Genomic DNA, 23,571 nt, shown 5'->3' with positions numbered 1-23,571 from the left:
ATGTTGGTTTCAATGACAACCGCCGCGAACGTCATGAACATGCCAGCCCATCCGCACCACGCCGCCAGCGACTGCCCGAATTGCGGCGCCGTCGTTCGCGGACACTACTGCCACGAGTGCGGGCAGGAGACCGTCTTGCATCCGGCCAGCGCGCGCGAATTCGTGCACGAATTCATCGGCCATTACGTCGCGCTGGAAGGCAAGCTTTGGAAGTCGCTGCTGCTCCTTTTGTTCCGGCCGGGGCAGCTGACTTTGGAATACATCAATGGCCGCCGCGTGCGCTACATCCAGCCATTGCGCCTGTACCTGACGTTCAGCCTGGTCTTCTTCGCCGTCGTGAACTACACCGGCCACGACGAGGTCCCGGCGCCGGCCCCGGCGGCCGCGCACGGCAAGGCGGAGCGGAAGGGCGGGCTGATGCGCGAAGACGAGCCGGGCGAAATCGCCGCGGGCACGGTCGACGTCCGCAAGGCCATCGGCAACGTCAACGCGCACTGGGGCGAGCAGGCGGACCGGTTCAGCAACATGACGCCCGCGGAGCGGGACAAGGTGATGCGGACGGTCTTCAACAGCTATGTGCCGTATGCCGTGTTCTTCATGATGCCGCTGTTCGCGCTGTACCTGAAGGTGCTGTACCTGGGATCGGGCCGGCGCTACGGCGAACACCTGCTGTTCGCGCTGCACGTGAACGGGTTCGCGTTCCTCGCCCTGACCCTCATCATGCTGGTGCCGGACCTGTTCGGCATCGTGACGTTCCTGCTGTGGCTGTGGCTCGTGTTCTACACCCCCGTCGCGATGCGGCGCGTGTACGGCGGCTCGCGCCTGATGACCGGCGTGCGCTGGTTCGTGCTGATGGCGCTGCACGTGACCGGCATGGGGCTGGCGATCGGCGCCGCGTTCGGGATCGGGATCCTTCATTGAAGCGAGCTCGACTGGTCCGCTTGCCGGAAGTCCGTCCACCCAACTATACTGTGCGTTTGTACAGTATTTGCTGAGTTGCGATAGTGCAGAAGCCGGGCGAATCGGTTAATCTTCTGTCTCCCTATCACCTGCTGCCGAGAGTCGTAATGTCCGTGACGCCTGAACCGCAACAAACCATCGCGCTCGTCGTACGGCACAACACGGCCGGCATCGACGAGCCCGTGCAGGCCATCGTCGACTTCCTGCAAGGCGCCGGCTACCGCGTCGTGTTCGAGGAAGCGACGGCGGGTCACGTGAAAGTCGCCGGCGTGGACGCCATGACGATCGCCCAGATCGGCGCGCACTGCAGCACCGCTATCGTCGTCGGCGGCGACGGCACGATGCTCGGCATCGCCCGCCAGCTCGCGCGCTACCGCGTGCCGCTCATCGGCATCAACCAGGGCCGCCTGGGATTCATGACCGACATCCCCATCGACCGCATGCTGCCCGCGCTGGGCGACATCCTCAGTGGCAAGGCCAAGGCCGAGGAACGCTTGTTGCTGGAAGCGCGCGTCGTGCGCGACGGCGCCGAGATCCACTGTTCCGTCGCCGTCAACGACGTCGTGGTCGCGCGCGGCACCGGCGCCGGCATGGCGGAGCTGAAGGTCACGGTGGACGGCACGTTCATGTACAACCAGCGTTCGGACGGCCTGATCGTGTCCACGCCCACCGGGTCGACGGCGTATGCGCTGTCGGCCGGCGGCCCGCTGCTGCATCCCACGCTGGCCGGCATCGTGCTGGTGCCGATCGCGCCGCACGCGCTGTCCAACCGGCCGATCGTCGTGCCGAACACGAGCGACATCGTCGTCGAAATCATCAACGGCCGCGACATCAGCGTGAACTTCGACATGCAGACCTTCACGAGCCTGCAGCACGGCGACCAGATCATGATCTCGCGCTCGCCCAACACCATCACCTTCCTGCATCCGGAAGGGTGGAGCTACTACCACACGTTGCGCGAGAAGCTGCACTGGAACGAATATCCGTCCGGTGACGGCAAGCTCAAATAATTCCAGCATCCATCAGGAGATGAGTTTCTTCATGTTGCGCACATTGACCATCCGCGACTTCGTCATCGTCGACGCGATCGAGCTCGAGTTCTCGAACGGCTTCACCGTGCTCACCGGCGAGACCGGCGCCGGCAAGTCGATCCTGATCGACGCGCTCCAGCTCGCGCTGGGCGGCCGCGGCGACGCGAGCATGGTGCGCGAAGGCGCGGCCAAGGCCGACATCAGCGCCGACTTCGCGCTGACCCCGGCAGCAGGCAACTGGCTGGAGCAGAACGAGTTCGGGACCGACGAAGGCGGCGCGCTGCTGCGCCGCGTGATCGACAACGCCGGCCGCTCCAAGTCGTATATCAACGGCAGCGCCGCCACCGCCAGCCAGCTGCGCGAACTGGGCGAGCTCCTCGTCGACATCCACGGCCAGCACGCGCACCAGTCGCTGCTCAAGCTCGATGCCCAGCGCGCCCTGCTGGACAACCAGATCGCCGTGCGCGACCCCGGCGCCGCCGCGCAGGTGCACGACGTCGCGGTTGCCTATAAAGCGTGGAAGGCGCTGGCGCGCCAGCGCGAGGAATTCGAGACGAACGCGAAGAACGTGCTCTTGGAACGCGAGCGCCTCGAATGGCAGGTTGGCGAGCTGGATAAGCTGGCCGTGAAGCCGGGCGAGTGGGCCGAGATCACGAACGAACACAGCCGCCTGTCGCATGCCGCGAGCCTGATCGAGGGGGCGCAGGAAGCGCTGAATGCCCTGTCGGAATCGGAGCAGCCGATCCTGTCGCAGCTGTCGTCGCTGAACCAGAAATTGGCGAAGCTGGCCGGTGTCGACGCGGGCCTGCAGGCCGTGCTCGATTGCATGGAGCCGGCGCGCATCCAGTTGCAGGAAGCCGTGTACGCGCTGAACACGTATGTCGACAAGGTCGAGCTCGACCCGGAGCGCCTGGCCCAGGTCGACGCGCGCATGGACGCGATCCACAGCACGGCCCGCAAATTCCGCGTCGCGCCGGAAGAACTGCCGGACGAGCACGCCACGCTGAAGGCGAAGCTGCAGCAGCTGGCCGACGCCAGCGACGTGGAAGGCTTGCGCAAGCAGGAAGAGAAGGCCAAGGCGGTCTACATGGCGGCCGCGCAGAAACTGTCCGCGACGCGCGCGCAAGCGGCCCAGCGCCTGTCGTCGCAAGTGTCGGAAGCGATGCAGGAATTGTCGATGAGCGGCGGCCGTTTCGTCGTCGCGCTGAATCCGTGCGAGCCGGCCGCGTACGGCGTCGAGCAGGTCGAGTTCCTCGTGGCGGGTCACGCCGGCGTCGCGCCGCGGCCGCTGGCCAAGGTGGCGTCGGGCGGAGAGCTCGCGCGGATCTCGCTGGCGATTTCCGTCATCACCTCCAACGCGACGACGGTGCCGACCCTGATCTTCGACGAGGTCGACACGGGCATCGGCGGCGGCGTGGCGGAAGTCGTCGGCCGCCTGCTGAAACGCCTGGGCCAGAGCCGGCAAGTGCTGTGCGTCACACACCTGCCGCAGGTGGCGAGCCAGGCCAACCAGCACTTCCAGGTGGCCAAGGGCACGACGGACGGCGGCAAGACCGTGTCGCGCATCGACGTGCTCGACAACAAGGCCCGCGTGGAGGAGGTGGCGCGCATGCTGGGCGGCATCGAGATCACCGAGACCACGCGCAAGCATGCGCGCGAGTTGCTGGCGTCCTGAGTCGACCATGCCCTTCAACAAAGAACCGGCGCACCAGCACGGCACCATCGCGAAGAGCGCCATCGTCCTCGTCAACCTCGGCACGCCCGAGGCGCCGACGCGGCCGGCGGTGCGGCGCTATCTGAAGCAATTCCTGCTCGACCCGCGCGTCGTGGAAATCCCGCGCGCCGTGTGGAACGTCATCCTGCACCTGGCGATCCTGCCGTTCCGCTCGGGGCAGTCGGCGAAAAAATACGCGACCATCTGGCGCCGCGACGGCTCGCCCTTGAAGGTGTACACGGAACGGCAGGCGGCCGCGCTGCAGGCGCTGCTCGGCCAACGCGGCCACCGCGACGTCGAGGTGGCGATGGCGATGCGCTACGGCTCGCCCGCGCTGCCGGACGTGCTGGACGATTTGAAGGCGCGCGGCGTCGAGCGCATCGCCGTGCTGCCCGCGTATCCGCAGTATTCCGGCACGACGACGGCATCGATCTGGGACGCCGTCTTCGATCACTACAAAAAAGTGCGCAACATCCCCGAGCTGCGCCTCGTGAAGCATTACCACGACCACGAAGGCTATATCGAGGCGCTGGCGGAGTCCGTGGAGTCGTACTGGGAGGCGCACGGCCGCGGCGAGAAACTGGTGATGAGCTTCCACGGCGTGCCCAAGCGTACCTTGCTGCTCGGCGACCCGTATCACTGCGAATGCCACCGGACGGCCCGCCTGCTGGCGGCGCGCCTGCGCTTATCGCCCGATCAATATCTGGTCACGTTCCAGTCGCGCTTCGGCCGCGCCGAATGGCTGCAGCCGTACACGGCGCCGACCGTGCAGCAGCTCGCGAAGGACGGCATCAAACGGATCGACGTGATGTGCCCGGGTTTCACCAGCGACTGCCTGGAGACGCTGGAAGAGATCAATATGGAAGTGCGCCACGACTTCGAATCGAACGGCGGCCAGGATTATCACTACATTCCCTGCCTGAACGACAATGCGGCCTGGATCGTCGGCATGGCCGAGATCGCCGAGCAGCATCTGATCGGCTGGCCGACGATGCTCACGCCCGCGCAACGCGAGGCGGAGCGCCGCGATGCCGAAATCGCGCGCGAGCACGCATTGAAGTTGGGTGCGTAATTAGCCGTCGCCCGACGGCAAGATGCTAGAATGCCACGTTTTGCGGCGCCGACCCGAGTTCCGCCAGGCAGATCGCAGCCAGCGCGAGCAGGGTGCAGATGAGCACGGCGCCGCTTATCAGATGCAGTTTCATGATCGTTCCCATCGGGTCGTTCGGACGGATGTCTTAACACAACGATAGTAGAACGGCGGGCTGACGATGGTGACTACGAGCAAGTAGTCTTGTAACAAAAGACTACGCTTATCTGCATATTAATGCGGCAATTCCCCTTGAAAATGTAGGCGATTGCCCAATATGGGGGCCTGTATAAGCGGTGTAACCGTCCAATCAATCAGCCAAGTCCTTGATTTCAGGAGTTTTTTCGATGCAAGACCAAGAAAACCAAGAGGTGAGCAATCAGCCGGAAGCCGATGCCGCAGCCCCTGCCGCGGCCCAGGGCGCGCCGGCGACGGAGCCCGGCCTCGAAGAACAGCTGAGCGCCACCGAAGCCAAGCTGGCCGAAATGCACGATGCATTCATGCGTGCCAAGGCCGAGGCGGACAATATCCGCCGCCGTGCCCAGGAAGATGTGAGCAAGGCCCATAAGTTCGCCATCGAAAGCTTCGCCGAGGCCATGGTGCCGGTGCGCGACAGCCTCGAGATGGCCCTGAAAGTCGAAGCGCCGACGGTCGAATCGATCAAGGAAGGCGTCGAGATGACCCTCAAGCAGCTCACCGCCGCATTCGAGAAGAACCGTCTGGTCGAAGTGATGCCGCAACCGGGCGACAAGCTCGACCCGAACAAGCACCAGGCCGTGGCCGTGGTCCCGGCCGACCAGGAAGCGAACACCGTGGTGACCGTCCTGCAGAAGGGTTACATGATCGCCGACCGCCTGCTGCGTCCGGCCATCGTGACCGCCGCGGCACCGAAATAATGTCGCGCTGAGGGCTGAATAAGCTCTTGAAACGAAGCGACATTTCCCAATATTCGACACATCTGAAAACTTAGTACTAAAAAGGAAAATATTATGGGCAGAATCATCGGTATCGACCTGGGCACCACCAACTCCTGCGTGGCGATCATGGAAAATGGTCAGCCCAAGGTCATCGAAAACGCGGAAGGCGCCCGTACTACGCCTTCGATCATCGCTTATCAGGAAGATGGCGAGATCCTGGTCGGCGCGCCGGCGAAACGCCAGGCCGTCACCAACCCGAAAAACACCTTGTTCGCGGTGAAGCGCCTGATCGGCCGTAAATTCGACGAGAAGGAAGTCCAGAAGGACATCGGCCTGATGCCGTACCAGATCATCAAGGCCGACAATGGCGACGCCTGGGTGCAGGTGCGCGACAAGAAACTGGCACCGCCGCAGATCTCGGCCGAAGTGCTGCGCAAGATGAAGAAGACCGCCGAAGACTATCTGGGCGAGGAAGTGACGGAAGCCGTCATCACCGTCCCGGCGTACTTCAACGACTCGCAGCGCCAGGCGACCAAGGACGCCGGCCGCATCGCCGGTCTGGACGTCAAGCGCATCATCAACGAGCCGACCGCGGCCGCGCTGGCATTCGGCCTGGACAAGACCGACAAGGGCGACCGCAAGATCGCCGTGTATGACCTCGGCGGCGGTACGTTCGACGTGTCGATCATCGAGATCGCCGACGTGGAAGGCGAGAAGCAGTTCGAAGTGCTGTCGACCAACGGCGACACGTTCCTGGGCGGCGAAGACTTCGACCAGCGCATCATCGACTACATCATCGACGAATTCAAGAAGATCAACGGCCTCGACCTGTCGAAGGACCCGATCGCCCTGCAGCGCATCAAGGCTTCGGCCGAGCGCGCGAAGATCGAGCTGTCGTCCTCGCAGCAGACCGAGATCAACGAGCCGTACATCGCGATGGCGAACGGCGCCCCGGTCCACCTGAACCTCAAGATCACCCGCGCCAAGCTGGAAGCGCTGGTCGAGGAACTGATCGCCAAGACGATCGAGCCGTGCCGCATCGCCATCAAGGATGCCGGCGTGAAGGTCTCGGACATCGACGACATCATCCTGGTCGGCGGTATGACCCGTATGCCGAAGGTGCAGGAAAAAGTTAAAGAGTTCTTCGGCAAGGATCCGCGCAAGGACGTGAACCCGGACGAGGCCGTCGCGGTCGGCGCCGCCATCCAGGGCTCCGTGCTGGCCGGCGACCGCAAGGACCTGCTGCTGCTGGACGTGACCCCGCTGTCGCTGGGTATCGAAACCCTGGGCGGCGTGATGACCAAGATGATCCAGAAGAACACCACGATCCCGACCAAGTTCTCGCAGGTGTTCTCGACCGCCGACGACAACCAGCCGGCCGTGACCATCAAGGTCTACCAGGGCGAACGCGAAATCGCCGCCGGCAACAAGGCGCTGGGCGAGTTCAACCTGGAAGGCATCCCGCCGGCACCGCGCGGCACGCCGCAGATCGAAGTGACCTTCGACATCGACGCCAACGGCATCCTGCACGTGGGCGCGAAGGACAAGGCCACCGGTAAGGAGAACAAGATCACCATCAAGGCCAACTCGGGTCTGTCGGAAGAGGAAATCCAGAAGATGGTGAAGGACGCCGAGCTGAACGCGGAAGAGGACAAGAAAGTCAAGGAACTGGCCGAGTCGCGCAACCAGGCCGACGCGCTGGTGCACTCGACCCGCAAGTCGTTGACCGAGTACGGCGACAAGCTGGACGCGGGCGAGAAGGAAAAGATCGAAGCCGCGATCACCGACCTGGAAGGTTCCATCAAGTCGGGCGACAAGGCCGAGATCGACGCCAAGGTGTCCGCACTGTCGACCGCCGCCCAGAAGCTGGGCGAGAAGATGTATGCCGACATGCAAGCCCAGCAGGGCGCAGCCGGTGCACAGGCCGGCGGCGCGCAACCGGGTGCCGAGTCGGCCAAGCAGGATGACGACGTCGTCGACGCCGACTTCAAGGAAGTCAAGGACGCCAAGTAATGACGTCCTGACGGGGCAGCCTCAGCGGGCAGCCCCGTCGCCGCAACCCGCCGAGCCGAAGCGACCACATGGTGCCCGGCTCGGTTTTTTTGCCCAGTCCAGACTCTGCGGGACCGATCCGGCGTTGTTTTTACGGCCGAGTCGAGCAAGCCCGTAATGCTCACTGTATACTCGTATCCTTTTGGGCTGTGCGTTCGCGGGTAGCGCCCGGTCTGCCACAGTTCTTTTGTAGATAGACAGCAAGGTGCCGACAAATGGCAAAGCGTGATTTTTACGAGATCCTCGGCGTCGCGAAGAATGCTTCGGAAGACGAGATCAAGAAGGCCTATCGCAAGCTTGCGATGAAGTACCATCCGGACCGCAATCCCGATAACAAGGAAGCGGAAGAGAAGTTCAAGGAGGTCAAAGAAGCCTACGAGATGCTGACCAATCCGGAAAAGCGCGAGGCTTATGACCGCTACGGTCACGCTGGCGTCGATCCGAACGGCGGCATGGGCGGCGGCTTCGGTGCCGGCGGCTTCGGCGATGCGTTCGGTGACATCTTCGGCGACATCTTTGGCGGCGGACGCGGCCGCAGCTCGGGCCCGCAGGTGTACCGCGGCGCCGACCTGCGCTACAACCTGGAAATTTCGCTGGAACAGGCAGCTGCCGGCTTCGACACGACGATCCGCGTGCCGAGCTGGGACAAGTGCGACACCTGCCACGGCAGCGGCGCCAAGCCGGGCACGTCGCCCGTGACCTGCTCGACCTGCCACGGCCACGGCCAGGTGCGCATGCAGCAGGGCTTCTTCTCGATCCAGCAGACCTGCCCGAAGTGCCACGGCAGCGGCAAGATCATTCCGGAACCGTGCGCGGCCTGCGGCGGCGCCGGACGCATCAAGCGCAACAAGACGCTGGAAGTGAAGATCCCGGCCGGCATCGACAGCGGCATGCGTATCCGCTCCACCGGCAACGGCGAACCGGGCACGAACGGCGGGCCGCCGGGCGACCTGTACGTCGAGATCCACATCAAGCCGCATACCGTGTTCCAGCGCGAAGGCGACGACCTGCATTGCGAAATGCCGATCTCGTTCAGCAAGGCAGCACTGGGCGGCGAGATCGAGGTGCCGACGCTGGTCGGCAAAGTATCGTTCACGATCCCCGAAGGCACCCAGACCGGCAAGACCTTCCGCCTCAAGGGCAAGGGCATCAAGGGCGTGCGCTCGGGCTATTCGGGCGACCTGTTCTGCCACGTCGTGGTGGAGACGCCCGTCAAGCTCACCGAAAAGCAGAAGGACCTGCTGCGCGAATTCGACCGCCTGACGAACGAGGGCGGGGCGAAACACAGTCCGCAGAGCAAGGGCTGGATGGATAAAGTGAAGGACTTCTTCGAGTAAGAAGTCCAGGGACCGCTGAACGGTGTGAGCCTTCGGCGGTTTTTTTTGACCAGGATGTGGTTGGTTAGATAACGTTGTCATTCCCGGCACTGCCGGACATGACTTCCCGCGAAGGCGAGAATCCATAACCCGGCTCCGGAGCCGCTACCTTGAAGTCGCTGGGGTAGCTCGCGGAATCTCAGCATGGCCCCTCTTTCGCGGGAGTGACGTTTCGGCTGAGCCTGCCGCATCCGTATCAAAGATAGGAAATCATGGCAAAGACCCCCACCGGCCTCACCGCCGCAGACCTCTTCGAACGCAACCGCCAATGGGCGGCGTCGATGATCAAGGAAGATCCCGATTTCTTCAAGGATCTGGCCTCCCAGCAGTCCCCGGAATACCTGTGGATCGGCTGCTCCGACAGCCGCGTGCCGGCCAATGAACTCGTCGGCATGGCGCCGGGCGAACTGTTCGTCCATCGCAACATCGCCAACGTTGTCTCCCACTCGGATCTGAACTGCCTGACGGTGCTGCAATTCGCCGTCGACGTGCTCAAGGTCAAGCACATCATCCTGTGCGGCCACTACGGCTGCTCGGGCGTGGGCGCGGCGCTGAACAATACGCGCGTTGGCCTCGCCGACAACTGGCTCGGCCACGTGCGCGACGTGCGCGACAAGCACGGCAAATACCTGGGCAACGTGGCCGGCGCCGCCGCCACCAACCGCCTCGTCGAACTGAACGTGGCCGAGCAGGTCATCAACATCGCCCAGACCACGGTCGTGCGCGACGCGTGGGAACGCGGCCAGGACCTGACCATCCACAGCTGGGTCTATGGCGTGCACGACGGCCTGCTGCGCGACCTGGGCATCACCGTGAGCAGCTACGAGGAAATCCAGCCGAAGCTGGACAAGATCCTGCGCGGCTACGTCGACGGCGAAGAGCGGAGGTAAGAAGGGAACGGGCACCGGCGGCCGCCGGTGCCCGGGATGGCGTCAGAAGCGGTGGCGCAAGCCCATGGCGAACTGGCGGTTGCCCGTGCCGGGCTCTTCGCTGTTGCCTTCCGTGTAGGCGGCGCCGTTGTGGTTGTGGATCACACCGTAGGATGCGTAGACGTCGCTGCGCTTCGAAAACGCATACATATAGGCGGCGCCCAGCTGCTGCGCATCCTGGTTGCGGAGGGTGCGATCGTCCATCCGCACATACGTCAGCACGACGGTGCTGGCGCCGAACGGCAGCGACGCCCCCAGCAGCAGGTCGCGGCTGTCCGTCGACGCGATCGGGGCAGGGCCGCCGAAGACTGCCGCGCCATTGTTCAGCGGCGCGCTGTTGCGCCCCTTGTTGACTTCATAGCCGAAGTGCATGCGCGCGACCCCGAAATCGTAGTTTGCCCCGAACAGCAGGTTGCGGGCCGGATCGGTGCCGGTCACCGTGGCGCTGTCGTTGTTCTTGCGGTGGTACGCGATGCGGGCGGCGAGCGGGCCGCGGCTGTAGCCGAACGAGCCGCCGAACGCGCGGCCGGCGGCATTGTTGCCGGCCACTTCACCGGCAGAATACATCAGGTCGCCGCTGAAGCCGTCGATGTCCGCACTCCGGTACAGCACGGAATTCGGCGCGCGGAAGCCGGTCGGCGGCATCAGGTTGTTGGCGCGCACGACGCCGCTGCGCAGCGGGTCGACCACCACGTTGAGCGTCGTGAACAGGGGCGTGTCCTGCAGGCCGGCGGATATCGCGCCATAGCGGCCGCGCAGCCCGACGATCGACGTGCGGCCGAACAGCGTATTGTTCTGCGTCGAGGTGCCGTTGTCGGCATGGATGCCGCCTTCGATCACGAAGAACACGGACATGCCCTGGCCCAGGTCTTCGGATCCGCGGAAGCCCCAGCGGCTCTGGGTCGCCATGCCGCTCGTCACCCGGGTCGACGTGCCGGCGACGCCGCCCTGGTCGACCGAGATGCCGACATCCATCACGCCATAGAACGCGACCGAATCGCTGGCCGAGGCCGTAGCGCCGCACAGCAGGGCGGCGCACAAGAAGGAAAACTTGATAGTCATTGTACGTTTTCCTTTCAGGCAGCCGTGACCGTTGCGCGGACCGGTTCCGGATCCGGAATCGGCTCGATCTTCCCGAGCACGAACACGAAGCAGACGATGCCGACGAGCAGGATGACGCCGGCGACGAAGAAGGCGTTGGTGAACGAGGCGGTGGCGCCGACGATCATGCCGGTCACGATTGGGGCCGCGGCACCCATCAGGTTGTTGGCGAAGTTCATGATGCCGCCGATGGTGCCGGCGCCGCCCTTCGGTGCGATCAGGGACGGGAGCGACCAGCCGACCGGTGCGGCCGCGGCCAGACCGCCCAGCGCGATCGAGATCCAAAAGATGGCCCAGGCCGGATCGGTGGTTTGCGTGGCGCCGAACACGGCGAGGCCGAAGAACATGCCGACGATCAGCACGGTCTTGCGCACGGTCGATTCATCCTTGCCGCGCGAGATGAGGTGATCGATCAGCCAGCCGCCGACGAACAGATCGGTGACGGTGGCGAACGCCCACGGAATCGCGGCGAAGCCGGCCGATTTCAGGATGCTCATGTGCATCGCCTCGACCAGGTAGCCGGGCAGCCAGGTCAGGAACAGATAGAAGGTGTAACCGTAGGCGGCGAAGCCGATCGTCAGGCCCCACACCTTGGTCTTGGTCAGCAGATAGCCCAGCATGTTCAGGGCACCGGCGTCGGCCGGACCTTCCGGAGCGGCACCGCCGCGCTGGATGTAATCGTATTCCGCTTTCGACAGGCGCTTGTCCGCGCTCGGGTCGCGGTACAGCCAGGTGAAGGCGATGAAGTACAGGAAGCTGAGCGTGGCCGTCAGCGCAAAACCCCAGCGCCAGCCGGCGCTCACCACCGTGATCGCGACGAGCGGTACGCCGATCACGTTCGAGAACTTGGCGGCCGCATCGAAGATCGCGGTCGCCAGACCGCGCTCGTTGCGCGGGAACCAGTAGCCGGTGGCCTTGGAGCTGACCGGAAAGGCGGGCGCCTCGGCCACGCCCAGCAGGATGCGCGCGATGAAGATGCCCGCGAAGCCGCTCGAGAATGCCGTGATCACGGAAGCCACGCCCCACAGGAAGGCGCCCCAGCGGCCGACCTTGGTCGGGCCGAAGCGGTCCAGCACCATGCCGACCGGAATCTGCAGCAGCGAATACGACCACGCGAACGCGGAGAACAGCAGGCCCAGTTCGACGGCGCTCAGGTGAAACACGTCCTTGATCTGCGGGGCCGCGACGGACAGGCCGATGCGGTCGATGTAGTTGATCAGCACGCCCATGCCGAGCAGGGCGCCGATGCCCCAGCGGCGGCGGGGGATGCCTTGTTGTCTTGTGAATGTCATGGTTGTCGTCTCCTGTGTGATTGAGTGATGGGTTCTAGCGACCCTCGGGGTGAAGGATGTCGTCGGTGAGGACGGCGAGTGGTTTGCGGATGTCCAGCAGGACGCCGGATTCGTCCGGCTGCAGCGGTTCGAGGTCGCGCAGCTGGCTGTCGAGCAGCGACGCCGGCATGTAGTGCGCCGTGCGCGCCAGCATGCGCTCGGCGATCAGGTCGCGCGGCCCGCTCAGGTGGGCAAAGCGCAGGTCCGGCGCGCCGTCGCGCAGCACGTCGCGGTAACGGCGCTTGAGGGCCGAGCAGGCCAGTACAAAGCCTGCGCCGCTCGCCCGGGCTTGGGCGATCTCGGCCTGCAGGGCGCGCAGCCAGTCGGCACGGTCGGCGTCGTCGAGCGGAATCCCGGCGGCCATCTTGGCGACGTTAGCCGGGCTGTGATAGGCGTCGCCTTCGAGAAAGCGGACGCCCAGTGCTTGTGCCAGGCGTTGTCCGACTTCGCTCTTGCCGCAGCCGGAGACGCCCATGACGACCCAGCGGGCCGGTCGGGCATACGATGATGGAACGGGAATGGGCATGGTCTGTCTCTGATAATTCTTGATAAATCTGATAGCGCTATCAGGACGGCCGAGTCTACTCCGATCGATGACTTTGTAAAGAAATTTCTATGCTGCAGCGCAGCAGACGGGTCAGGCGCTCTCGCGCGCCATCAGCGTGAAGCCGAGATCGATGCGGGTGACGGCGGGCTTCTCGCCCTGGATGACGGCGCGCAACAGCTGGGCGGCTTCATAGCCGATGCGGTAGCGCGGCGTGGCGATGGTGGTGACCGACGGATTCATCCAGGCCGACACGGGCAGGTCGTTGAAGCCGCAGATGGCCAGCCGGCCGGGCACGGCGATGCCGCGCCGCTGGCACTGGAAGATGGCGCCCTGCGCCAGGTCGTCGTTGCAGCAGAAGATGGCGTCGCAGTCGGGCGTCACCGACAGCATGCGGCCCAGCAGTTCCGAGCCGAGCGCGAGCGAGGAGGGGTCGCCGACCATGACCTCGAGCCGGGGATCGTACAGGCCCGCGTCGCGCTGGGCGCGGCGGTAGCCCTCCGCCCGTTTCAACGTGCGTTCGTCCCGCTGCGCGCCCATGAAGCCGATGCGTTTGTAGCCTTTGTCGATCAGGTAGCGCGTCATCGTGTAGCCGGCTTCCAGTTGCGAAAAGCCGACAGACATGACGTCCGGCTCGCTCGCCAAATCCATCATTGACACGACCGGCAGCTTCGACGTGGCCAGCATGTGCGTGACCTGCTTGCTGTGCGTCAGGCCGGAGAGCAACACGCCGTCCGGGTTCGATTGCAGGTAGATGCCGAGCAGCTTCTCTTCCTCGGCATCCGAATACATCGTATTGCCGATCAGGATCTGGTAACCGTCGCCGCCCAGTGCGTCCTGGACGCCGGCCAGCACGTCGGTGAACACGGCATTCGACAGCGAGGGCACCAGCACGACGATCACCTTCGACTGCGCCGACACCAGGGCGCGGGCGGCGCGGTTGGGGATGTAGCCCAGCTCCGCGATCGCCTCTTCGATACGCGTGCGCAACGCGGCGGACACCAGCTCCGGCTGGTTGATCACGCGCGACACCGTCATGGTCCCGACACCGGCCCGGGCCGCCACCTCGGCCAACGTGACGCGGCCGCTGGCGCGGCTGCGCAGAGTTTCTGGTTTATTCATCGTGCGTTGTTTGGTAGCGTTATCAGCGTCGGGGCCGGGTCCGGCCGGAGTATCATGGCGTCCCATGCGGGATTCTTGTATTGGAGCATGATTATTATGGCAAATGATCCGTCACTTGGCGACTTGGCGTGCTTGCGCGCCATTGTGCGCGAATTCGTCGAGGAGCGCGACTGGGACCAGTTCCACACGCCGAAAAACCTGGCCGCGGCGCTGACGGTGGAAGCGGCCGAGCTGCTGGAACATTTCCAATGGCTCCAGCACGGCCGGGCGGACGAGCTCGGCGCGGACAAGCTCGTCGAGGTGCGCCACGAGATGGCGGACGTGCTCGTCTACCTCGTGCGCCTGGCGGACAAGCTGGACGTCGACCTGCTCGCCGCCGTGCAGGAAAAGATGGTGCTCAACCGCGCGAAGTATCCGGCCGACCAGGTACGCGGGGACGCGCGCAAGTATCACGAGTACAAACGGTAGGGTGGACGGCTTCGCGGTCCACGCATTCAACAATCTTGCGCAAATCGCGACCACACAGCCGGCACGTGAACGCGTGGACGGCGTTCACGTTTCCGATCACCCTGCAGCCGGGTGGAGCCGTCCATCCTGCCTGTCACATGCCGCCTAGGCAGATGTACTTGATGACGAGATAATCGTCCATGCCGTACTTCGATCCTTCGCGGCCCAGGCCCGATTGCTTGACGCCGCCGAACGGCGCGACCTCGTTCGAGATCAGGCCCGTGTTCACGCCCACCATGCCCGATTCGATCCGCTCGGCCACGCGCCACACGCGGCCGATGTCGCGCGCGTAGAAATACGACGCCAGGCCGTATTCCGTCGCGTTGGCGAGGGCGATCACGTCGTCCTCCGTCTTGAAGCGGAACAGCGGCGCCACGGGGCCGAAGGTTTCCTCGTCCGAGATGAGCATCTGCGGCGTGACGTCGGCCAGCACGGTCGGTTCGAAGAACGTGTGGCCCAGCGGATGGCGCTTGCCGCCCAGCAGCAGGCGGGCGCCTTTGCCGAGCGCGTCCGCGATGTGATGCTCGACTTTCTCGACAGCTTTTTCTTCGATCAGCGGCCCCTGGTTCACGCCCGGTTCCATGCCGTTGCCGACCTTGAGTTTCGCGACGGCCGCCGTCAGCTTTTGCGCGAACGCATCGTAGATGCCATCCTGCACATAGATGCGGTTGGCGCACACGCAGGTCTGTCCCATGTTGCGGTATTTCGAGGCCATCGCGCCTTCGACGGCCGCGTCGAGATCGGCGTCGTCGAACACGATGAACGACGCGTTGCCGCCCAGTTCCAGCGACAGCTTCTTGACCGTCGGCGCGCATTGTTCCATCAGCAACCGGCCGACGGCCGTGGATCCCGTAAAGCTGAGCTTGCGGACAACGGGATTCGCGCACATCTCGGCGCCGATCGTTTTCGAGTCGCCGATCACGATGGAAAACACGCCCGGCGGCACGCCGGCGCGTTCGGCCAGCACGGCCAGCGCGAGGGCGGAATACGGCGTCAGCTCGGCCGGTTTCAGGACGATGGGACAGCCCGCGGCCAGCGCGGGCGCGACCTTGCGGGCGATCATCGCGGCCGGGAAATTCCACGGCGTGATCGCGGCGCACACGCCGATCGGTTCCTTCGTGACGACGATGCGGCGGTCGGGCGCGGGTGATTCCAGCACGTCGCCCTCGATGCGCTTGGCCTGCTCGCCGAACCATTCGAAGAACGAGGCGGCGTAGGCAATTTCCCCTTTCGATTCGGCCAGTGGCTTGCCCTGCTCGGCCGTCATGATGGACGCCAGGTCGATGGCATTCTCCAGCATCAGGTCGTTCCACTTGCGCAGGACGAGGGCGCGTTCGCGCGCCGTTTTCTTGCGCCATGCGGGCCAGGCGGCATTGGCCGCGTCGATGGCGCGCCGGGTTTCCTCGGCCCCCATGTGCGGCACGGTGCCGAGCGTTTCGCCGGTGGCGGGATTGACGACGGCGACCGTCTTGCCGGCGTCGGCGTCGCACCAGCGACCGTCGATATACGCCTGCTGGCGCAGGAGGGAGGGATCGTTGAGCTTGAACATACGCACCTCGTCATCGCGTTCGAGCGTGGCGACTACGATACCACGTCGCGCCAGGTCCTCCGGACCGTTTGTGTTGGCATCGTCTTTCAGTTGACGTTAAGCTTTTGCTACGGGTTACGAACCCGCTCGACTAGCAGATTCCAGGGAAGCATTGCTTGGGAATGTGCGTTCCTTGATCTGACACAACGGCCACTCGCATTCGGACCAGTTTGTACGTATGATGGTTCTTGTGCGCTCACGACAAGGTAGAGACCATGCGCCCGATCGTTTTCGTCCCCGCTTGCACCCGCGATTTCGGTGAACACCCTTATCACGCGGCCCAGCACAAGTATATCGACGCCGTCGTCCTCGGTGCCGACTGCGCGCCGCTGATCCTGCCGTCGCTGGGGGAAGCGCTCGACCTGGAGACGATGCTCGCGCTGTGCGATGGGATCATGCTGACGGGCTCGGCCTCGAACGTGCACCCCAGCTATTACTCCGAAGAGTTGCTCGACCCATCGCTGCCGCAAGATCCGGCGCGCGACCAGACCACCTTGCCGCTGATCCGCGCGGCCGTGAAGCGCGGCATTCCGATCATCGCGATCTGCCGCGGTTTCCAGGAAATGAACGTGGCGCTGGGCGGCAGCCTGCACCAGGCCGTGCAGGCCGTGCCGGGGCACTTCGATCACCGGGAGAATCCGGAACTCGGCATGGACGAGCAGTATGGCGACGCCCACAAGATCCAGCTCGTGGAAGGCGGCATGCTGCATCAGATTATCGGCCTGCCAGAAATCCCGGTGAATTCGCTGCATGGCCAAGGGGTGAACGAACTGGCGCCGGGCCTCGTCGTCGAAGCGACGGCCGAGGATGGGCTCGTGGAAGCCTTCTCCGTGAAGAACGCGCCCGGCTTCACGCTGGCCGTGCAATGGCATCCGGAATGGCGCATCGTCCACAATCCGCATTCGATGAAGATGTTCGGTGCGTTCGGCAAGGCCTGCCGCACTTACCAAGCTACAAAACGGACACCACGATGACCCCCGACGCCAAATGGGCGGTCACGCCCGTCCCATAGCTTCCCGGATCCCTGCTCGACATCCACGCAGCCCGCGGGCGGCGCGTCCGCGCGCGGCTGTCAACATTCAACGGACAGAGAGAACATCATGGCTATCCGCGACAATTTTTCGTATAACGACATGGACGAGTGGCTCAACGGTAAACGAGTCACCGAAATCGAATGCCTGGTCCCCGACCTGACCGGCGTCGCGCGTGGAAAAATCCTTCCGCGCGTCAAATTCACCGAAGACCGCGGCATGCGCTTGCCGGAAATCGTGCTGGGCATGACCGTGACCGGCAATTCGCCCTCCGACGACGACGCCTTCGACCGCGCCATCTCGACCACCGACCGCGACATGATCCTGAAGGCCGACCCTGGCACGATCACGATGGTGCCGTGGGCCGTCGACCCGACCGCGCAAGTGATCCACGACTGCTATTTCGCCGACGGCAGGCTCGTCGATTTCGCGCCGCGCAGCGTGCTGCGCCGCGTGCTGAAGCTGTATGAGAAAAAGGGCTGGAAACCGCTCGTCGCGCCCGAGCTGGAGTTCTATCTCACGGCGAAAAACATCGACCCCGACCTGCCGCTGGCCGCGCCGATCGGCCGCAGCGGCCGCTCCGAGACGAGCCGCCAGGTCTACAGCATCGACGCGGTCAACGAATTCGATCCGCTGTTCGAGGACATCTACGATTACTGCGACATGATGGGCCTCGACGTCGACACGCTGATCCACGAGATCGGCGCCGGCCAGATGGAGATCAATTTCCAGCACGGCGAACCGCTGGGCCTGGCCGACAAGGTCTTTTATTTCAAGCGCACCCTGCGCGAAGCCGCGTTAAAGCACGACATGTACGCCACCTTCATGGCCAAGCCGATGGCTGGCGAGCCCGGCTCGGCGATGCACGTGCACCAGAGCGTCGTCGACGCGGAATCCGGCCGCAACATTTTCAGTAATCCGGACGGCTCCCCGTCGGATCTCTTCCGCCACTACATCGGCGGCCTGCAGAAATACATGCCGTCCGCGATGGCGATCGTCGCGCCGTACGTGAATTCCTATCGCCGCATCGTGCGCCACACGGCCGCCCCGATCAACCTGCAATGGGGCGTGGACAACCGCACCGTGGGCTTCCGCGTGCCCGTGTCCGGCTCGCAGGACCGGCGCGTGGAAAACCGCGTGATCGGCGCCGACGCCAATCCTTACCTCGCGCTGGCGGTCACCCTGGCCTGCGGTTACCTCGGCATCCAGGAACAGCTGGAGCCGACGCCCATGGTCGAGGGCAGCGCCTACAAGATGAAGGTCGAGCTGCCGCAAGGCCTGTCCGAGGCGCTGACCTTGCTGCGCGGCGAGGACCACCTGCGCGACATCCTCGGCGAGCGCTTCATCGACGTCTATTCCGCGGTCAAGGAACTGGAGCACCAGGAATTTATGACCGTCATCAGCCCGTGGGAACGGGAACACCTGTTACTGCACGTATGACCATGCGACGACGACGAGGAGATCATCATGACTATCGACACCATGGCATTCGAGGCAGGCCTGCGCGCGCCGGTCCGGGAGGAGCATGACACCCGCACATTGCAACAACTCGACAGCGCCCACTTCCTGCATCCGTTCACCGACCACGGCGCCCTGAGCGCCCGGGGCGCGCGCGTGATGGTGCGCGGGGAGGGCATCTACCTGTGGGATTCGGACGGCAATAAAATCATCGACGGCATGTCCGGCCTGTGGTGCGTGAACGTGGGCTACGGCCGCGCGTCCATCACGCAAGCCGTCGCCCGGCAGATGGACGTTCTGCCGTTCTACAACAGCTTCTTCAACACGACGAACGTGCCGGCCGTGAAGCTGGCGGAAAAGCTGGCGGGCCTGGCACCGCCCGGCTTCGAGCACGTGTTCTTCACCAGTTCCGGCTCGGAAGCGAACGACACGGCACTGCGCATGGTCTGGCGCTACTGGCAGTTGATGGGCCAGCCGGAGCGACACATCGTCATCAGCCGCCGCAACGCCTACCACGGCAGCACGGTGGCCGGGGCGTCGCTGGGCGGCATGGACGCGATGCACGCCCAGGGCGCGCTGCCGATCCCCGGCATCCACCACATCGAGCAGCCGAATTTTACCGAGCACGGACGGGGCCTGTCCGAAGCGGAATTCGGGCTGCTGGCGGCCGACTGGCTCGAACAGAAGGTCCTGGAGCTGGGGCCGGACAAGGTCGCCGCGTTCATCGGCGAACCGGTGCAGGGCGCGGGCGGCGTCATCATCCCGCCGCAGACCTACTGGCCGCAGATCCAGCGCATCTGCGACAAGTACGGCATCCTGCTCGTCTCGGACGAAGTCATCTGCGGCTTCGGCCGGCTGGGCACGTGGTTCGGCTGCGAGCGCATGGGCATGCGGCCGGACCTGATCCCGTTCGCGAAAGGCGTCACGTCGGGCTATGTGCCGCTCGGCGGCGTGCTGGTCGGCGAGCGGGTGGCGCGCGCGCTGATCGAACGCGGCGGCGATTTCAATCACGGTTTCACGTATTCCGGCCACCCCGTCGCCTGCGCGGCGGCGCTGGAAAACCTGCGCATCATCGAGGACGAGAAGCTGGTCGACAAGGTCGCGCGCGAGACGGGTCCGCACCTGAAGGTCGCGTTCGCGCGCCTGGCGGACCACCCGCTCGTCGGGCACACGGAAAGCATCGGCATGGCGGCGGGCCTGAACCTCGTGCGGCGCAAGGGCGCGACCGTGCACGATTGCGAGCCGTTCGCGCGCGCGCTGGGGGCGGGGATGGTGTGCCGGCAGCACATGTTCGACAACGGCGTCATCATGCGCGCCGTCGGGGACCGGATGATCGTGGCGCCGCCGCTCGTGATGACGTATGCGCAGATCGATGAGATGGTGGAGCGGATACGGTTTTGTCTGGACCGGACGTTGGCGGATGTGGTCGCGCGGGGATGGGTAAAACCGTAGTGGTTCCGGGATGTTCAGCATGGGGAGCAGCCCGGTGGGCTGTTCCCGCTTCCGCGGGAACGACGATACAGGCCGTCATTCCCGTGAAAGCGGGAATCCATACACCGCAACCGACGCCGCAAAACAAAAGGCCCCGAACACGTATCGGGGCCTTTGACGTTACACGCTCACCGCCGTCTTGTGCGGCTCATGCCTGTTCTTGAGCACCTGCGGCGCCAGCGACCCGACGACCATGCCGGCGAACGCCGCCAGCAGGCCGGCCAGCTGGCCCGGGAACACTTCGCCCAGCGGCGAAATCTGCGGGAAGAACACGATCCAGGTGGTGATGCCCGCCGCCAGCGACACGATCGCGCCCTGCGTCGTCGCGCGCTTCCAGTACAGGCCGGTGACGAGCGGCACGAACGCGCCGACGAGCGTCACCTGGTAAGCGGACGAAACGAGGTCGTAGATCGACGTGCCCTTCATCGCGATGGCGTACGCCAGCACGAGCGACGCGAACATGACGATGGTGACGCGCATCGCGAGCAATTGCTGGCGGTCGCTCATGCCCGGGCGCAGGTTCTTGAGGATGTTTTCCGTGAAGCTGGTCGACGGCGCCAGCAGCGTGGCCGACGACGTGCTCTTGATCGCGGACAGCAGCGCGCCGAAGAACAGGATCTGCATGACCAGCGGCATCTTCGTCATCACGAACGTGGGCAGCACGCGCTGGTAATCGCTCTTGGCCAGTTCCATCGCATCATTGCCCATCACGATCACGGCGCACGCGACGACGAACATCGGCACGAACGCGAAGATGATGTAGCTGGCGCCGCCGATCACGGCGCCCGCGCGGGCCGTCGGGGCGTTCTTCGCGGACATCACGCGCTGGTACACGTCCTGCTGCGGAATCGAGCCCAGCATCATCGTGACGGCCGAGCCGACGAAGAAGGCGATATCGGTGAACTTCGCCTGCGGCAGGAAGTGCCACAGATTGGCGTTGTGGGCCATGTCGATGACGGCGCCCGTGCCGCCGGCCAGTTTCGCCGAGAACATGGCGATGACGGACAGGCCGATGACCAGCACGATCATCTGGATGAAGTCGGTGATCGCGACGGCCAGGAAGCCGCCGATCACGACGTAGATCAGCACGGCGAGCGTGCCGACGATCATGCCGGCCGTCTCCGACATCGCGCCGCCCGTCAGCACGGAAAACACGAGGCCCAGCGCCGTGATCTGCGCCGCGACCCAGCCGAGGTAGGACAGGATGATGGCGGCCGAGCAGAACACTTCGATGCCCTTGCCGTAGCGGGCGCGGTAGTAGTCGCCGATCGTCAGCAGGTTCAGCTTATACAGGCGGGCGGCGAAGAACAGGCCGACGAGGATCAGGCAGGTGCCGGCGCCGAACGGGTCTTCCACGAGGGCGCCCAGGCCGCCCTGCACGAATTTCGCCGGGATGCCCATCACGGTCTCGGCGCCGAACCACGTGGCGAACGTCGTCGTCACGACCATGATCAGCGGCAGGCTGCGGCCGGCGACGGCGAAGTCGGACGTGTCCTTGATCCGCGTCCCGGCCCAGACGCCCAGGCCGAGCGTGCCGAGCAGGTAGAGCACGACGGATGAAATCAGGATGGTGTTCATATCAGTAAGTGCTCCCGGCGACGGCGGAAATAGAAAATGCGGATGGGAAAAATTCGCGATTATAGCGGCAGAAATCGGCATTTGGATCGATTTTGTTTGCTAGTATCGGCCTGACAACAGATGGTATCCAGAAGGAGACGATATGGGGGCAATGGACTGGCACGAACGATCCAAAACGGTGCACATCGACGGCCGCGCCGTCATCCAGGGCCGGCGCGTCGACGCCCTCTCCGGCGCCCGTTTCGACAATATATCGCCCGTCGACGGCCGCATCCTGGGCGACGTCGCGCGCTGCGGACCGGCCGACGTCGATGCGGCGGTCGCCGGCGCCCGCGCCGCGTTCGAAGACGGCCGCTGGGCCGGCAAGGCGCCGGCGGAACGCAAGCGTACCCTGATCCGCTTCGCCGACCTGATGCTCGCCCACGAGGACGAACTCGCCCTGCTGGAAACCCTCGACATGGGCAAGCCCATCCGCTACAGCAAGAGCGTGGACGTGCGGCTGGCGCAGAACTGCATCCGCTGGTACGGCGAGGCCATCGACAAGCTCTACGACCAGGTCGCGCCGAGCCCGCAGGACAGCCTGGCCCTGATCACGCGCGAGCCGGTCGGCGTCGTGGCCGCCATCATCCCGTGGAATTATCCGATGCTGATGGCCGCGTGGAAGATCGGTCCGGCGCTGGCAAGCGGCAACAGCGTCGTGCTGAAGCCGTCGGAAAAGGCGCCTTTGACGTCGCTGCGGCTGGCCGAGCTGGCGCTGGAAGCCGGCGTGCCGGAAGGCGTGTTCAACGTGCTGCCCGGCTACGGCGACGAAGCGGGCCGCGCGCTCGCGCTGCACATGGATGTCGACTGCATCGGTTTTACCGGCTCCACGCGCGTGGGCAAGCAGATCCTGCAGATGGCGGGCCAATCGAACCTGAAACGCGCGTGGACGGAGCTGGGCGGCAAATCCGCCAACATCGTGTGCGCGGATTGCCCGGACCTGGATGCGGCCGTGGCCAGCGCCATCGGCTCGATCTATTTCAACCAGGGCGAGAGCTGCAATGCGCCGTCGCGGCTGTTCGTCGAGGAATCGATCCGGCAGGCGTTCCTCGACAAGGCCCTGGCATTGACCCCGCAGTACGCGCCGGGCGACCCGCTCGACGAGGCGACGGTGATGGGCGCGATCGTCGACGCGACCCAGATGAAGACGGTGCTGGGCTATATCGAGGACGGCAAGGCCGCGGGCGCGCGCCTGCTCGCGGGCGGCAACGCGGCGCGCGCGGAGACGGGGGGCCTGTATATCGAGCCGACCTTGTTCGACGGCGTCGACCACACGATGCGCATCGCGCGCGAGGAAATCTTCGGGCCCGTGCTGTCCGTGCTGTCGTTCACGGACCTGGATGAAGCGGTGCGCCAGGCCAACGCGACGCCGTACGGCCTGGCCGCCGCCGTGTGGACGGCCGACATGAGCCGCGCGATCCGCACGTCACGCCGGCTGCGCGCGGGCACCGTGCACGTGAACCAATACGACAACGACGACATCACGGTGCCGTTCGGCGGCTATAAACAGTCGGGCAACGGCAGGGACAAGTCGCTGCATGCGTTCGACAAGTACACGGAGTTGAAGACCACGTGGATTCAGCTTTAAGCCACAGACCGTCGTTCCCGCGAGAGCGGGAACCCATACTGCGCTACCGAATTTTCAGTATGCCGGCCGAGAACTCGGCATGGATTCCCGCCTGCGCGGGAATGACGTGCCGAGGGTGCGGGCC

The 23,571-nt window shown here is 64.8% G+C and carries 19 protein-coding genes; 13 read left to right on the top strand and 6 right to left on the bottom strand.

Features of this window, described 5'->3' with window-relative positions; translation table 11 throughout:
• Positions 1-33 precede the first annotated feature (33 nt).
• From BVG12_RS17390 to can, 8 genes are all read left to right on the top strand, one after another.
• Positions 34-921 carry a DUF3667 domain-containing protein gene (locus BVG12_RS17390; RefSeq protein WP_075796426.1) on the top strand — a complete coding sequence of 296 codons (888 nt, stop codon included), beginning with the start codon at positions 34-36 and terminating at the stop codon, positions 919-921.
• A 146-nt stretch (positions 922-1,067) separates the two neighbouring features.
• Positions 1,068-1,970 carry an NAD kinase gene (locus BVG12_RS17385; RefSeq protein WP_075793494.1) on the top strand — a complete coding sequence of 301 codons (903 nt, stop codon included), beginning with the start codon at positions 1,068-1,070 and terminating at the stop codon, positions 1,968-1,970.
• Positions 1,971-2,001: 31 nt separating this feature from the next.
• The gene (gene recN, locus BVG12_RS17380) at positions 2,002-3,666 is read left to right on the top strand and encodes a DNA repair protein RecN (RefSeq protein WP_075796425.1); all 1,665 of its coding nucleotides are present in this window, start codon (positions 2,002-2,004) and stop codon (positions 3,664-3,666) included.
• A gap of 7 nt (positions 3,667-3,673) precedes the next feature.
• Complete coding sequence (gene hemH / locus BVG12_RS17375; RefSeq protein ID WP_075793493.1) at positions 3,674-4,777, top strand: ferrochelatase; 1,104 nt, start codon at positions 3,674-3,676, stop codon at positions 4,775-4,777.
• Positions 4,778-5,142: 365 nt separating this feature from the next.
• Positions 5,143-5,691, top strand: a complete 549-nt coding sequence (gene grpE / locus BVG12_RS17370) for a nucleotide exchange factor GrpE (protein WP_075793492.1) — start codon at positions 5,143-5,145, stop codon at positions 5,689-5,691.
• Positions 5,692-5,784: 93 nt separating this feature from the next.
• On the top strand, positions 5,785-7,725 hold the full coding sequence (gene dnaK / locus BVG12_RS17365; RefSeq protein ID WP_075793491.1) for a molecular chaperone DnaK: 1,941 nt from the start codon (positions 5,785-5,787) through the stop codon (positions 7,723-7,725).
• A gap of 254 nt (positions 7,726-7,979) precedes the next feature.
• Positions 7,980-9,101: a molecular chaperone DnaJ gene (gene dnaJ / locus BVG12_RS17360; protein WP_075793490.1), complete on the top strand. Its 1,122-nt coding sequence runs from the start codon at positions 7,980-7,982 to the stop codon at positions 9,099-9,101.
• Between the two features lie 251 nt (positions 9,102-9,352).
• Positions 9,353-10,030, top strand: coding sequence for a carbonate dehydratase (gene can, locus BVG12_RS17355; protein ID WP_075793489.1), 678 nt, complete (start codon positions 9,353-9,355; stop codon positions 10,028-10,030).
• A 42-nt stretch (positions 10,031-10,072) separates the two neighbouring features.
• Here can and BVG12_RS17350 read toward each other — a convergent pair whose 3' ends face one another.
• From BVG12_RS17350 to gntR, 4 genes are all read right to left on the bottom strand, one after another.
• Complete coding sequence (locus BVG12_RS17350) at positions 10,073-11,131, bottom strand: porin (protein ID WP_075793488.1); 1,059 nt, start codon at positions 11,129-11,131, stop codon at positions 10,073-10,075.
• Between the two features lie 14 nt (positions 11,132-11,145).
• Entirely contained in the window at positions 11,146-12,462 is a 1,317-nt protein-coding gene (locus BVG12_RS17345; RefSeq protein ID WP_075793487.1) for an MFS transporter, read from the bottom strand.
• Positions 12,463-12,496: 34 nt separating this feature from the next.
• Positions 12,497-13,027, bottom strand: a complete 531-nt coding sequence (locus tag BVG12_RS17340) for a gluconokinase (RefSeq protein ID WP_075793486.1) — start codon at positions 13,025-13,027, stop codon at positions 12,497-12,499.
• A 111-nt stretch (positions 13,028-13,138) separates the two neighbouring features.
• Positions 13,139-14,167 carry an HTH-type transcriptional regulator GntR gene (gene gntR, locus BVG12_RS17335; RefSeq protein WP_075793485.1) on the bottom strand — a complete coding sequence of 343 codons (1,029 nt, stop codon included), beginning with the start codon at positions 14,165-14,167 and terminating at the stop codon, positions 13,139-13,141.
• Positions 14,168-14,263: 96 nt separating this feature from the next.
• Between gntR and BVG12_RS17330 the strand changes: the two genes are divergently transcribed.
• Positions 14,264-14,635 (top strand): nucleotide pyrophosphohydrolase, encoded by a 372-nt coding sequence (locus BVG12_RS17330; RefSeq protein ID WP_075793484.1) that lies wholly within the window; start codon positions 14,264-14,266, stop codon positions 14,633-14,635.
• Between the two features lie 133 nt (positions 14,636-14,768).
• On the opposite strand, the gene BVG12_RS17325 is transcribed toward BVG12_RS17330, so the two are convergent.
• A complete protein-coding gene (locus tag BVG12_RS17325) occupies positions 14,769-16,223 on the bottom strand; it encodes an NAD-dependent succinate-semialdehyde dehydrogenase (protein WP_075793483.1) in 1,455 nt (484 codons plus the stop codon).
• Between the two features lie 254 nt (positions 16,224-16,477).
• Here BVG12_RS17325 and BVG12_RS17320 point away from each other — a divergent pair, with 254 nt between their 5' ends.
• The 3 genes from BVG12_RS17320 to BVG12_RS17310 all read left to right on the top strand — a co-directional run bounded on the left by BVG12_RS17320 (position 16,478) and on the right by BVG12_RS17310 (position 20,203).
• Positions 16,478-17,236, top strand: a complete 759-nt coding sequence (locus tag BVG12_RS17320; RefSeq protein ID WP_075793482.1) for a gamma-glutamyl-gamma-aminobutyrate hydrolase family protein — start codon at positions 16,478-16,480, stop codon at positions 17,234-17,236.
• 126 nt (positions 17,237-17,362) lie between these two features.
• Positions 17,363-18,733 carry a glutamine synthetase family protein gene (locus BVG12_RS17315; protein ID WP_075793481.1) on the top strand — a complete coding sequence of 457 codons (1,371 nt, stop codon included), beginning with the start codon at positions 17,363-17,365 and terminating at the stop codon, positions 18,731-18,733.
• 27 nt (positions 18,734-18,760) lie between these two features.
• A complete protein-coding gene (locus BVG12_RS17310; protein WP_075793480.1) occupies positions 18,761-20,203 on the top strand; it encodes an aspartate aminotransferase family protein in 1,443 nt (480 codons plus the stop codon).
• Positions 20,204-20,362: 159 nt separating this feature from the next.
• On the opposite strand, the gene BVG12_RS17305 is transcribed toward BVG12_RS17310, so the two are convergent.
• Complete coding sequence (locus tag BVG12_RS17305) at positions 20,363-21,820, bottom strand: high affinity choline transporter 1 (protein WP_179966272.1); 1,458 nt, start codon at positions 21,818-21,820, stop codon at positions 20,363-20,365.
• 142 nt (positions 21,821-21,962) lie between these two features.
• On the opposite strand from BVG12_RS17305, the gene BVG12_RS17300 reads away from it, so the two are divergent.
• The gene (locus BVG12_RS17300; RefSeq protein WP_075793479.1) at positions 21,963-23,447 is read left to right on the top strand and encodes an aldehyde dehydrogenase; all 1,485 of its coding nucleotides are present in this window, start codon (positions 21,963-21,965) and stop codon (positions 23,445-23,447) included.
• Positions 23,448-23,571 lie beyond the last annotated feature (124 nt).

It is taken from the genome of Massilia putida, assembly GCF_001941825.1.
In the GTDB taxonomy this organism is placed as follows: domain Bacteria; phylum Pseudomonadota; class Gammaproteobacteria; order Burkholderiales; family Burkholderiaceae_D; genus Telluria; species Telluria putida.
Note: the sequence above shows the minus strand (reverse complement) of the source record. Positions and strands in the feature narration are given on the sequence as shown.